Source organism: Streptomyces sp. NBC_00459, from assembly GCF_036013955.1.
In the GTDB taxonomy this organism is placed as follows: domain Bacteria; phylum Actinomycetota; class Actinomycetes; order Streptomycetales; family Streptomycetaceae; genus Streptomyces.
The window spans coordinates 9,048,274-9,060,256 of the sequence record NZ_CP107903.1 but is presented as its reverse complement, the minus strand read 5'-3'; the positions used below and the strand labels follow the sequence as shown (position 1 = coordinate 9,060,256).

Genomic DNA, 11,983 nt, shown 5'->3' with positions numbered 1-11,983 from the left:
AGACGTCAGGAGTCGCCGGCGACCTCGGCGGTGTCACCGGCAGGCTCGGCGCGCGGGGGCTCCCAGCCGGCCGGGCGCAGGATGCCCAGCAGCATCCGCACCAGTTCGTCCACCACCTCGTCCAGCGTGGCGTCCACCCATCCGGCGCTCCAGTCGTGCAGCAGGCCGTTGACGCTGCCGATGAAAGCCGTCGCGGCGAGATGGTAGTCGCGCGGCGCCGCCTCTCCGCGGGCGACGGCTGCCTCCGCCTCCGTGCAGATGAGGTTCACCCAGCGTGAGCGGCGGGTGAGACGCTGTTCCTCCAGCCGGGAGCTGACTCCGATGATCTCGACGAAGGTCATACGGATGCGGCGGGGGTCGGCGGTGACGTTGGCGGCGTAGGCGCGGAAGATCGCGGCGGCTCGTTCGGCGATGGGCAGGCCCTCTGCGGCGGCCAGCGCGGTGAGCGCCGCTCCCTCGGCCCAGTCGTTGACCTGGAGGTGAAGGGCGGCCAGGACGTCCTCCAGGGTGCGGAACTCCTCGTAGAACTGGCGGGTCGACAGACCCGCCGCCTCACTGAGCGCGGCGACGGTCGTCGAGCGGTAGCCCGGCGTGTCGCCGAACAGCTGGAGTGCGGCGTCCAGGAATCTCCGGCGCCGCTCGGCCTGTCGCTCCTCGGCCGTCCTGCCTGCGTAGCGGCCGGTCGGCGCCCTGAGTCTGCCCGCCAATGAACCCTCCTTCATCGTCCGGGGGCCAAGTTTGTCCTGCACGCAGTCTTGTGGAGAAGGGCACCCCCTCCTTACTTTCCAGTAAGTCCAATCTGAACGTGACCGTGTTCAGTTTCCCGCCCGCAGTCGCCGTTCCCCCTTATGCCCGACATGTCATGCACCCGCCACAGACCGTCTGTCCACTCCCGGAGGGGAGAGCACTCATGCCCGCTTTCAGATCCAGGCACCTCTGTGCCATGGCCGCCGCCCTCGTCCTGACCGTCACCGCACCCGCGGCCGGCTCCGCCATCGCCGCGACCGAGGCCGCTGACTCCGACACGGCCGCCGCCGCGAGCCTGCGCGAGGTGATGTTCGTCGGCAACAACTGGGAAGGCACCGCCGACGTCGTCAAGTCCACCGGCGACTTCGCCAAGATCGGCCGGATCAACGTCGTACCGGACAAGGCGGCGCGGCTGGCCGCGATCAACGCCGATCCGATCAAGTGGATCTACTTCATGGCCATCCGCAACGGAGTCGGCGAGGGCCACGACCAGCTGGTCGACGACATGTACTCCACCCCGGACGGCAAGTCGGTGGTCGTTTCCCGGCCGAGCTTCGCCGACGTCGTGTCGATCGACCTCGCCACCGGGGCGATCAACTGGCGCTTCCCCGTGTCGGGTTACCGCTCGGACCACATGGCGGTATCCCCCGACGGCACCCGGGTCGCGGTCTCCGCGTCGATCTCCAACACCGTGCACGTGCTGAACATCAACACCGGTGCGCAGATCGGTTCGTTCGCCACCGGCGACAAGCCGCACGAGAACATCTTCACCAAGGACGGCAAGTACATCTGGAACATGGCCATCGGGGACGTCAACACCTCGCAGGACGCTCCGTGGCAGGACTTCACCAAGGGCGACCGGAAGATCGTGGTCGTCGACGCGGCCACCTTCAAGCAGGTCAAGGTGATCGACATGCGGGACCGGCTCAACGCCATCGGCCTCAACGACTACTCGGACGCGGTCCGCCCGGCCGCCTTCTCGCCCGACGAGTCGAAGCTGTACTTCCAGGTCTCGTTCTTCAACGGCTTCTTCGAGTACGACATCGCCACAGACAAGATCACCCGGACCAAGACCCTGCCGAAGAACCCGGCGACCAGCGACGACCGCACCACGTTCGTCAACGACTCGCGCCACCACGGCATCTCGATGAAGCCGGACGGCACGAAGCTGTGCGTCGCGGGCACGATGGACGACTACGCGACGGTCGTCGACCGCGCGACACTCCAGGAGGGCCCGCTCGTCCCCGCCTCGAAGCCCTACTGGGCCACGGTGAGCGGCGACGGCAAGTCCTGTGTCATCTCGGAGAGCGGCGCCGACCAGATCACGGCCATCGACTTCGCCACCGGGCTGAAGACGGTGTCCGTGCCGGTCGGCGACCACCCCCAGCGAGTCCGCCTCGGCCATGTCGAGGCGGACTGGACTGGCCCGGCGACCAACTGACCCGTGATTCCGGGTCGGTTGACCGCCGGTCGATCGACTAGCTGAACTCCTGCGCGGCCCACGAAGCCAGTTCGGCCCGCGCAGCGTTCAGTACGGTCGCCGAAGGAGCCGTCGCCCCGTTGGTCACCAGCGCGTAGTGCAGGACTCCCGAGTCCGGCGCGGTGAGCAGCAGGCGGCGGCTTCCCGTGTTGCCGGGGTCGGTGCCCGCCGCGATCGGGGTCGTACTGGTGTAGGCCGGCGGGCCGTAGACCGTGCCGAGGTCGGAGACGACCGTGGTGGTCGCCGTCGGGAAGGACGCCGGCAGATGGAGTTCGGTCGGCGCCGAGATGCCCTTCGACCGCCACACCAGCACGCCGTACTGCCCCGAGCCCACCAGCGTGGACACGTTCGGCAGTGAACTCGGCACCGGGTTCCAGGTGAGGGTCGTGGACCCGTCCCGGGAGCGGTCCTCGTAGGTGAAGGCGAGCGTCGTCCCCGCCGTGGCGCCCGGATAGACGCGGTCCAGCATCCGGGCGTCCTGGCGCAGGACGGCCGTACCCGAGTCGTCGAGGCGTACGGCGGACAGGTCCTCGTCGTTCCAGGCGTCACCGGTGGTGAGCACCTTGTCGGGGTTGTCGTTCATCAGCTCATGGTGACGGCCGTTGTAGATGTCCCACTGCCACTGGCTGCCGGACAGCACCGGGCCCGATCCGCTCGCGTTGGCCCACCAGCTCGCCCCCTTCACCCGGGAGTCGAGCCCCTGGTACATCGCCTTGAGGACGGTCGGCGCCTTGTCGGAGACGTTGCCGTTCAGCGGGTGGCCGAACTCGCTGACGATCCCCGCCGTACCGCCTGCCGCGGCCCGGTCACGGATCGTCCCCATGTCCGTGGCGTACTGGCCGTCCTCCGCCTTGCCCCACATGAAGACGCCGGAGATCGCCTTCTGGTCGTAGAAGTGGGTGTTGAAGACGTAACGCGGGCCGATGGTCCCGGCGTCGAGCAGTCCGCCCTCCTGCTTCTGGAAGTCGATGTTGGCGTTCCAGAAGAGGTTCGGCTCGACGAAGGCGGGCTTGTCCTGCCAGCCGGCCGTGTCCATCCGGGCCCGGAACTTGACGTAGAAGGGCCACATGACGTCCTTCTCCCAGGCCCGGCTGGTCTGGCCCGAGTCGAGAGTCCCGAAGTGCGGCTCGTTGTAGGGGTCGAAGCCGACGACACCCGTGAACTGGGCACTGGTGAGGTTCTGTTTCAGGTACGCCATCGTCTTCTGCGCGGTGTCGAGGAACGAGTCCTGGATTCCGTAGGTGTTGTGCCAGAAGTCGTAAGTCGCCTTCGTCACCGCCGCGTTCGAGGTGATGTTCTGCCCCCAGAAGGGGCAGATCCCGCAGTACTCGTCCGGGTAGTTACCGAGGTCGACGGCCCACTTGGGGGCGCCGTCGCCGGTGTACCAGCTGTCCGAGTCGAAGAGCCAGCGGGAGTAGAGATCCTGGTGGAAGTCGGGGTAGACGCGGATGCCCGCGTCCAGGAAGGCACCCATCTGAGCGGTGGCGGCGGCCAGATAGCTGCTGCTCACCGAGCCACGGACAGGCTCCGCGTACGCCCAGGAGAGCAGGAAGCGGACGCTGTTGCCGCCGCCGAGCGCTCGCAGGGCGGTCGCCGACTTCTTGGCGTCGGCGACCGAGGCGAAGGGCAGTCCGTTGTTCTCCTTGAGCTTCGTCTCACCGGAGACGTTGTAGCCACGGAGAACGACCTCGCGGCCCAGAGCGTCGGTGAACCGACCGTTCTGAACGGTGAGGGTGGTGGAGGTAGGAGAGTCGAACCAAAGGGTGTCGGCCCGGGCGGGCTGGGAGCCGACGGTGGTCACGAAACCCGTGACCAGGACCAGTACGCCGAGCAGATGCACACGCAACTTCGACATGTGCATTACAGTCCCGCGCGCATCAGGAGTCGTCAATACCAACTGACTCCTGAGTAATCTTCAGCTTTTGACTCTCATGGGCGATCATCAAGGCACATGGGCGACAAAAGGAGCGAATCGTGCGTGACATTCTCCCCGCGCTCGGGCGTTGGTACGCCGCGGACGAGCCGTTCGGTCTCGCCACCGTCGTCTCGGTGAGCCGCAGCGCCCCCCGTGACCCCGGGGCCGCGATGGCGGTGGGGCCCGGCGACGAGGTGGTGGGCAGTGTGTCCGGGGGCTGCGTCGAGGGCGCGGTGTTCGAGCTGGCCCAGGAGGTCGTGGCGAGCGGTGAGGCACGGCTGGAGACCTTCGGCTACAGCGACGAGGACGCCTTCGCGGTGGGGCTGACCTGCGGCGGTGAGATCACCCTCCTCGTACGGCCCGTGACGCCGGACCTCGATCCGTCCTTCGCGGCGGTCGCGGAGACGGTGGCGGCGGGCCGGCCGGTGACCGTGGCCACCGTGACCGACGGTCCGGCGGCGCGCGGCGCCACGCTCGCCGTCTGGCCCGACCGGGTGGCCGGCACGCTGGGCACGACCGGTCTCGACGTGGCCGTCACCGCCGACGCGCGCGGTGAACTGGCGCTGGGGGCAACGGGGTTGCGGCACTACGGGCCCCACGGCGAGCGGCGCGAGGACGCCGTCACCGTGTTCCTGCACTCCTTCGCGCCTCCGCCCCGCATGCTCGTCTTCGGCGCCATCGACTACGCCGCCGCCGTGGCCCGGATCGGCGCCTTCCTCGGCTATCGGGTCACCGTCTGCGACGCCCGCCCGCTCTTCGCCACCCCGAAGCGCTTCCCCGAGGGCGTCGAGGTGGTCGTCGACTGGCCGCACCGCTATCTGCGCGGCACGGACACCGACGAGCGCACGGTGATCTGCGTCCTGACCCACGACCCGAAGTTCGACGTACCGCTGCTGGAGGAGGCGCTGCGCCGGCCCGCCGCGTACATCGGGGCGATGGGCAGCCGCCGCACCCACGACGACCGCCACGGGCGGCTGACGGAGGCCGGCCTCACCGGACCCGAACTGTCCCGGCTGCGCTCCCCCATCGGGCTGGATCTGGGCGCCCGTACGCCCGAGGAGGTGGCGGTGTCCGTGGCCGCCGAGATCGTGGCCCTGCGCTGGGGCGGCAGCGGGGTGTCGCTGACGGTAAAGGTGGGGGCGATCCATCCGCCGGAGGGCGGTTAGCTCCGGCGGATGACAGTGCGTTCGGGGAGGCGGGTGTCGGAGATGAGCAGGAGGTGCGCGTTTGTGAGCGTGGGCGCGCCTTGCGGGGTGCCACGATTTGCCGTCTCGCGGGTGCGGCGCCGTCGTGGCTGATCGCGCAGTTTCCCGCGCCCCTTCGGGGCCGCGCCCCGGCAGGTCCAGGAGGCCCTCGCCCGGTTAGTATCGGGCAGCCCGGACCGTGCCGTTGCGGAAACGGGGAGCAGAGCCAAAAAGGGAGCTTTCAGCCGCATGCCGGTCAAGGTCAGCGTCATCGTTCCGGTTTACAACCCGGGACCGTACATCGAGGACTGCGTCGCGTCGCTGCTGCGGCAGTCGCTGCCCGCCGACGAGTACGAAGTGATCTTCGTCAACGACGGTTCCACCGACGAGACCCCGGCCCGGCTGGACCAGCTCGCCGCGGAGGAACCGCGTGTCCAGGTCATCCACCAGGAGAACTCGGGCTGGTCGGGCAAGCCGCGCAACGTCGGCATCGAGGCCTCGCAGGGCGAGTTCGTGATGTTCGTCGACAACGACGACTACCTCGGCGACGAGGCCCTTGAGCGGATGTACGACTACGGCGTGGCCAACGGCGCCGATGTGATCGTCGGCAAGATGGCCGGCAAGGGCCGCCCGGTGCCGGTCGAGCTGTTCCGGCACAACCACCCCAAGGCCAGTGTCGAGAACGCCCCGCTGATCGACAGCCTCACCCCGCACAAGATGCTCCGCCGCGCGTTCCTCGACCGCATCGGGCTGCGCTTCCCCGAGGGCAGGCGGCGCCTTGAGGACCATGTCTTCGTGACCGAGGCGTATCTGCGCGCGGACAACGTCTCCGTGCTCAGCGACTACGTCTGCTACTACCACGTCAAGCGCGACGACGCCTCGAACGCGGGATTCCAGCGCTTCGACCCGGTCGGCTACTTCCGCAACCTGCGCGAGGCCCTCGACGTCGTCGAGCGGTACACCGAGCCGGGGACGGTCCGCGACCGCCTGTTCCGGCGCTGGCTGCGCAACGAGATGGTCGAGCGCATGCGCAGCAACCGTCTCCTGAAGCTGCCGGAGGACTACCGCAAGGAGATGTTCGACGAGATCCGCGGGGTCGTCGTCGAGCGCTTCGGCCCGGGTGTCGCCAACGGGATGCAGGAGGCGCAGCGCATCGTGGCGGCGCTGATCGCCGCCGACCGGCTGGACGACGTGGTGGCGTTCGCCGAGTGGGAGGCGTCGCTCGCCCCCACCGCCACCCCGCAGAGCGTGGAGTGGCGCGACGGTGTCCTGCACGTCGGTTTCACCGCCGAGTTCACCTCGCGCGGCAAGCCGATGACGTTCCCCGCCGAGGACGACAGCGACGGCGCCGACCTGGACGGCACCCCCACCGACGCCGACGACGCGATCGCCCGGGTGGGCGCGTCGACCGTCGCCCGGTTCGGCAGTGCGACGGCGGACTTCCTGGTGCGTGAGCGGGCCACGGCCGCCCAGTTCTTCCAGCCGGTGGAACTGACCCGCGAGACCCTCCCGGCCGACGAGGACGGGCAGGTGCGGCTGGTGCTGCGCGGCACGGCCACCGTCGACCCTGGCACGGCGGCGGGCGGTGTGGCGCTCGGTGGCGGTCTGTTCGACGTGTTCGTCCGGATCAAGCTGGGCGGCTGGACCCGTGAGTGCCGGCTCGGCCCGGTGAAGCTCGACCCCCGCCCGGTGCCGCCGGCCGGTGTGGTCGCCGGCCGCGTGGTCCTGCCGTACTGGACCGCGAAGCAGGCCACGCTGTCCCTGGACGTCGACCGCGCGGTCAAGGGCGTGGGCCTGGGCCGCGTCAAGCCGGACGATGTCACCGTCACGGGTGACCGCTTGCGCGTGACGCTGCCCCTGCACGCGCCCGGCGACACCAAGGCGCTGCTGCGGCTGACCTCTCCGGCGGCGGCTCAGCCCGTGGAGGTGTCCGGCACGCTGTCCGGTGCCTCCGACGGCTCCGGGGCGTTCGTCGAGGCGACGCTGCCCGGCGGCGCTCTGACCGACGGGACGTGGAAGCCCGCGCTGTGCCTGGCCCCCGAGGCGGACGAGCCGCGCTTCCTGGCGGTGTCCGTCGGCCTCAGCGCCAAGGCCGGCCGCCTCCAGGTCGTGCGACCCGCCAAGCCCGCCGGACCGGGCACCGGGCAGCGGGTGGTCCGCAAGGTGCGGCGCACGCTCGGGAAGATCGCGCGCAAGGCCGGGCTGCGACGCGGGAACGGAGCCTGACAGCATGCGCGCACTGGACATCGAAGGCGCCTGGGTACTGGAACCGAAGATCTTCCCGGACGACCGGGGCGCCTTCCACGAGTGGTACCGGGGTGCGGAGTTCCGCGAGGCCACCGGCTACGACCTCTCCCTCGCCCAGGCGAACTGCTCGGTCTCGCGCCGGGGCGTCGTCCGCGGGGTGCACTTCTCGGACGTGCCGCCGAGCCAGGCCAAGTACGTGACGTGTGTGCGCGGCGCGGTCCTGGACGTCGTGGTGGACATCCGGGTCGGCTCGCCCACCTACGGGCAGTGGGAGGCGGTACGGCTCGACGACGAGACCCGGCACGCCGTGTTCCTCGCGGAAGGCCTCGGGCACGCCTTCATGGCGCTCACCGACGACGCCACCGTGGTGTACCTGTGCTCGACGGGGTACGCGCCGGGCCGTGAGCACGGGGTGCATCCGCTCGATCCGGAGCTGGGCATCGCCTGGCCCGAGGGCATCGCACCGGTGCTCTCGGAGAAGGACGCCGAGGCGCCGACGCTGGCGGAGGCGGAGCGGGCCGGGCTGCTGCCGTCGTACGAGGAGTGCAAGGCGTACTACGCGGAGCTGCGCGGCAACCGGTAACTCCCCCGCAGAGACGAACCGCGGCCCCGGCAGCTGATCAGCTGCCGGGGCCGCGGGTTCTGCTCAGTCGGGCGTCAGCGGGTGGTGCTCAGCGGCGCCAGGCTGCGGCGCAGCTGCTCCAGGCCCTTGCCGCGCTTGGTGCCGCGGTTGCGGGACCTGACGAGGGGTGCCCAGAAGGCGGCCTCGACCAGGGTCTCCGGCTTGATCGCGGGCGTCCGCTCCAGGACGCTCTCGGGCACCTTCTGCGGGTCCGGGACCTCGAACTCCGCGATGATCTCGTCGTACTTGTCCTTCAGGACCGTGTTGTCGGGGTCGGCGCCGAAGACGATGAGCTGTCCGGTGGGTGCCGTGTCGACGAGGACCGTGACCAGGTCGGGGCGGTACCGGGCGAGGATCTCGATCAGCTTGTAGACGTCACCGGTCCAGGCGTTGGTGTGCCGGTCGCGGGCGGCCTCGTCGATGCTGCGCGGCAGCATGTCGTCGAGGACGATGACGCTGGCCCAGTCCGAGTGCTTCTCGACGTTGATGAAGTCGCGCAGCGCGTACTCGAACAGGTGCATGCCGTCGATGAACGACAGGTCGAGCGTGGTGCGCTGCCAGTAGCCGAACGGGCTGCGGTTGCGGGCCAGGTTGCGCAGCGGGTGCCGGCCGCCCGTGAGGTGGGCGAGGGGGTTCTGCCGCGCGAAGAAGTCGTCGCTGGTCGCCTTCGCGAGGTGGACGTCGGCGCGGATCTCCGAGACCACCTTGAAAGCGGGGTCGATCGCGATGCTCGGTACCCGGGACAGGGTCAGGCTTCGGCCGTCGTTGACGCCGATCTCCAGGTAGTTCCTGTTCGCGCTGACCTTGTGGAGCTCCCGGAGGAACTCATGACGTTTCACTAGGAAATCTCCTTGCGGATGTGTGGCAGTGCTTCGTGCAGGGCGGTACGCCAGTCACGGAGAGGTCCGAGACCGGCCTGCTGCCAACGGCCGTGGCCGAGGGCGCTGTACGCGGGTCGGGGTGCGGGCCGGACGAAGGCCGCGCTGGTGGTGGGGTGTACGCGGTCCGGGTCGGCGTCGACGAGGCGGAACACCTCACGCGCCAGCTCGAACCAGGTGGTCTCGCCGGAGTTGGTGGCGTGCAGGATACCGTTCGCCCCGGGGCCGATCAGGGGCCCCAGGTCGGCGATACGTGCGGCGACGTCGGCGCTCCAGGTGGGCTGGCCGCGTTGGTCGTCGACGACGTCGAGGGTGTCCCGACGCGCCTCCAGATCGATCATCGTACGCACGAAGTTGCCACCGTGGGCGCCGTACAGCCAGGCCGTGCGCAGGACGGCGCTCGTGTCCGGGAGCGTGGCCAGGACGGCCTGTTCACCGGCGAGTTTGGTGCGACCGTACGCCGTGCGCGGGGCCGGGGTGTGGTCCTCGGGGTACGGGGTGTCCCGGGCCTCGCCGTCGAACACGTAGTCGGTGGACACGTGGATGAGGCGGGCGCCGTGCTCGGCGCAGGCCTGGGCGAGCAGGCGCGGTCCGACGCCGTTGATGCGCAGCGCCGTCTCCTCGTCCGTCTCGGCGTCGTCGACGGCGGTGTAGGCCGCGCAGTTGACGACCAGATCGGGCCGGTGCTCGGCGAAGACGCGGCGCACGTCGTCGGGGTCGGTGATGTCCAGGGCGGCGCGGGCGAGGCCCACGACGTCCTCACCGCGCCGGAGGAGTTCCTCCACGGTGTCGAGGCCGAGCATGCCGGCGGCGCCGGTGACGAGCCACTTCATCCCTCGACCCGCTTCTCCGCGGTGCCGACGCGCTGCTTGAGGGGCTCCCACCAGGCGCGGTTGTCCCGGTACCAGGCGACGGTGGCGGCGAGTCCGGCGGCGAAGTCGTGGCGCGGGGTGTAGCCCAGCTCGTCGTGGAGCTTGCCCCAGTCGACGGAGTAGCGCAGGTCGTGGCCCTTGCGGTCCTCGACGTACTCCACGCTGTCCCAGTCGGCTCCGCAGGCCTCCAGGAGCAGCCCGGTGAGTTCCTTGTTGCTCAGTTCCGTGCCGCCGCCGATGTTGTAGACCTCGCCGGGCCTGCCGCCGGTGCGCACCAGGTCGACGCCCTGGCAGTGGTCGTCGACGTGCAGCCAGTCGCGGACGTTGAGGCCCTCGCCGTACAGCGGGACCTTCTTGCCGTCGAGGAGGTTGGTGACGAAGAGCGGGATGACCTTCTCGGGGAACTGGTGCGGCCCGTAGTTGTTGGAGCAGCGGGTGACGCGGACGTCCAGGCCGTGGGTGCGGTGGTAGGCGAGGGCCAGCAGGTCCGAGGACGCCTTCGACGCCGAGTAGGGCGAGTTGGGGGCCAGCGGGTGGTCCTCGGGCCAGGAGCCGGTCTCGATCGAGCCGTACACCTCGTCGGTGGAGACGTGCACGAAGGGGCCGACCCGGTAGCGCAGGGCGGCGTCCAGCAGCACCTGGGTGCCCACGACGTTGGTGCGGACGAAGTCGGCGGCGCCGTCGATCGAGCGGTCCACGTGGGACTCGGCGGCGAAGTGGACGACCTGGTCGGCCTCGGCCATCAGCTTGTCGACGAGTTCGGCGTCGCAGATGTCGCCCTGGACGAACTTCAGCCGGGGGTGGTCGACCGGCAGGTTCTCCAGGGTGCCCGCGTACGTGAGCTTGTCCAGCACGGTGATCCGGGGCGCGTCGGGGGCGTCGGACGCGAGGAGTGTGCGGACGTACGTGGAGCCGATGAAGCCGGCGGCGCCGGTGACGAGGAGGTTCATGAGTGGATCTGCACCTTGCTGTGGTCTCCGAGGACGAGTCGGTGGGCGCTGGGAACACTGGGCGCCGGGGTCACTTCGACGTGCCGGCCGATGAGCGAGGACTCGATGCGGCCCACCCCGGCGATGGAGGAGTCCCGCAGCACGATGGAGAACTCCAGCTCGCTGTCGGTGATCCGGCAGTTCTCCGCGACGGAGGTGAACGGTCCGACGTAGGAGTCGCTGACGACGGTTCCGGCGCCGATGACGACGGGTCCCACGATGCGTGAGCGGCTGATGCTCGCACCCTCCTCGATCACCACCCGCCCTATGGTCTCGGAGGCGTCGTCCACGTCGCCGTCGATCCGCCGGTCGAGGCCCTCCAGGACCATGCGGTTGACCTCCAGCATGTCGGTGACGTTCCCCGTGTCCTTCCAGTAGCCCTTGATGAGCGTGGATCGTACGTCGGACCGGGCGTCGATGAGGTACTGGATGGCGTGGGTGATCTCCAACTCGCCGCGCCCGGAGGGGCGGATGGCGCGTACGGCGTCGTGGATCGCCGGGGTGAAGAGGTACACGCCGACGAGCGCGAGGTCGCTCTTGGGGTGCTCGGGCTTCTCCTCCAGGCCGATCACCTGGCCGTCCGCGTCGAGTTCGGCGACACCGAAGGAGCGCGGGTCGGGCACCTGGGTGAGCAGGATCTGGGCGTCGGGGCGCAGTCTGCGGAACTCGTCGACGAGGTCGCTGATGCCGCCGATGATGAAGTTGTCGCCGAGGTACATGACGAAGTCGTCGTCACCGAGGAAGTCCCGCGCGATCAGCACCGCGTGAGCCAGGCCCAGGGGCTTCTCCTGCGGGATGTAGGTGACCTTCAGACCGAACTTCGATCCGTCGCCGACCGCTTCCTCGATCTCGGCGGCGGTGTCACCGACGATCATGCCGACCTCGGTGATGCCCGCGTCGGCGAGGGATTCCAGGCCGTAGAACAGCACGGCTTTGTTGGCCACGGGCACGAGCTGCTTCGCCGAGGTATGGGTGATCGGCCGAAGCCGCGTGCCGGCGCCGCCGGAGAGCACGAGAGCCTTCATCCGTTCACCCTAGCCGCGATTCCC

Annotated in this window: 10 protein-coding genes; 4 read left to right on the top strand and 6 right to left on the bottom strand. The window is 69.6% G+C overall.

The genetic code is table 11. The features are described from left to right. Window positions 1–5 precede the first annotated feature (5 nt). Window positions 6–707, bottom strand: coding sequence for a TetR/AcrR family transcriptional regulator (locus OHN74_RS39725; protein ID WP_327699409.1), 702 nt, complete (start codon window positions 705–707; stop codon window positions 6–8). A 203-nt stretch (window positions 708–910) separates the two neighbouring features. Here OHN74_RS39725 and OHN74_RS39720 point away from each other — a divergent pair, with 203 nt between their 5' ends. Continuing rightward, complete coding sequence (locus OHN74_RS39720; protein ID WP_327699408.1) at window positions 911–2,188, top strand: YncE family protein; 1,278 nt, start codon at window positions 911–913, stop codon at window positions 2,186–2,188. Between the two features lie 37 nt (window positions 2,189–2,225). On the opposite strand, the gene OHN74_RS39715 is transcribed toward OHN74_RS39720, so the two are convergent. Continuing rightward, entirely contained in the window at window positions 2,226–4,088 is a 1,863-nt protein-coding gene (locus tag OHN74_RS39715; protein ID WP_327699407.1) for an endoglycosylceramidase, read from the bottom strand. 113 nt (window positions 4,089–4,201) lie between these two features. Between OHN74_RS39715 and OHN74_RS39710 the strand changes: the two genes are divergently transcribed. The 3 genes from OHN74_RS39710 to rfbC all read left to right on the top strand — a co-directional run bounded on the left by OHN74_RS39710 (window position 4,202) and on the right by rfbC (window position 8,156). Continuing rightward, window positions 4,202–5,308, top strand: coding sequence for an XdhC/CoxI family protein (locus OHN74_RS39710; protein ID WP_327699406.1), 1,107 nt, complete (start codon window positions 4,202–4,204; stop codon window positions 5,306–5,308). Window positions 5,309–5,575: 267 nt separating this feature from the next. After that, complete coding sequence (locus OHN74_RS39705; protein WP_327699405.1) at window positions 5,576–7,552, top strand: glycosyltransferase family 2 protein; 1,977 nt, start codon at window positions 5,576–5,578, stop codon at window positions 7,550–7,552. A gap of 4 nt (window positions 7,553–7,556) precedes the next feature. After that, window positions 7,557–8,156, top strand: a complete 600-nt coding sequence (rfbC, locus tag OHN74_RS39700; protein WP_327699404.1) for a dTDP-4-dehydrorhamnose 3,5-epimerase — start codon at window positions 7,557–7,559, stop codon at window positions 8,154–8,156. A 74-nt stretch (window positions 8,157–8,230) separates the two neighbouring features. Here rfbC and OHN74_RS39695 read toward each other — a convergent pair whose 3' ends face one another. The 4 genes from OHN74_RS39695 to OHN74_RS39680 are packed head-to-tail and all read right to left on the bottom strand — an operon-like array spanning window position 8,231 to window position 11,959. Beyond that, a complete protein-coding gene (locus OHN74_RS39695) occupies window positions 8,231–9,034 on the bottom strand; it encodes a class I SAM-dependent methyltransferase (RefSeq protein WP_327699403.1) in 804 nt (267 codons plus the stop codon). After that, window positions 9,034–9,906, bottom strand: a complete 873-nt coding sequence (rfbD, locus tag OHN74_RS39690) for a dTDP-4-dehydrorhamnose reductase (protein WP_327699402.1) — start codon at window positions 9,904–9,906, stop codon at window positions 9,034–9,036. The genes OHN74_RS39695 and rfbD overlap by 1 nt, the downstream gene beginning before the upstream one ends. After that, a complete protein-coding gene (gene rfbB / locus OHN74_RS39685) occupies window positions 9,903–10,895 on the bottom strand; it encodes a dTDP-glucose 4,6-dehydratase (RefSeq protein WP_327699401.1) in 993 nt (330 codons plus the stop codon). Before rfbB ends, rfbD begins: the two co-directional genes overlap by 4 nt. Then, a complete protein-coding gene (locus tag OHN74_RS39680; protein WP_327699400.1) occupies window positions 10,892–11,959 on the bottom strand; it encodes a glucose-1-phosphate thymidylyltransferase in 1,068 nt (355 codons plus the stop codon). The genes rfbB and OHN74_RS39680 overlap by 4 nt, the downstream gene beginning before the upstream one ends. Between the last annotated feature and the right edge of the window lie 24 nt (window positions 11,960–11,983).